This window comes from Dellaglioa sp. CoH-57-MRSF-21 (genome assembly GCF_056781915.1).
This window is the reverse complement of record NZ_JBXAXU010000245.1, coordinates 1-241: the sequence shown is the minus strand read 5'-3', so window position 1 is coordinate 241 and position 241 is coordinate 1. Positions and strand designations below refer to the sequence as shown.

The window sequence follows — 241 nt, the reverse complement described above, 5'->3', positions numbered from 1 at the left end:
GCCTACAACACTCGACTCACGACTCAGGATGCGCTGGAGATCGAGGTCGAAGAGGACAAGAGTGACGCACGCGTCCAGAAGATCAGTGCTGAGCAGTTGGCCGAATTGGCTGGCATGGTCAAGGCCGTGGCCTTGAAACCGGTAGCCAGCATGGCAACGTCGATTGTCCCGGTATCGATTCGACTCTCGAAGAAAGGTGCGTTTGTTGCCTGCTACGATCCCAACCGTATGTGCTTTGTCC

1 protein-coding gene is annotated in these 241 nt (G+C 56.0%); it reads left to right on the top strand.

Features of this window, described 5'->3' with window-relative positions:
- A partial coding sequence (locus AC1RPQ_RS08650; protein ID WP_481762375.1) for a hypothetical protein occupies positions 1–241 on the top strand: 241 nt, incomplete at both ends.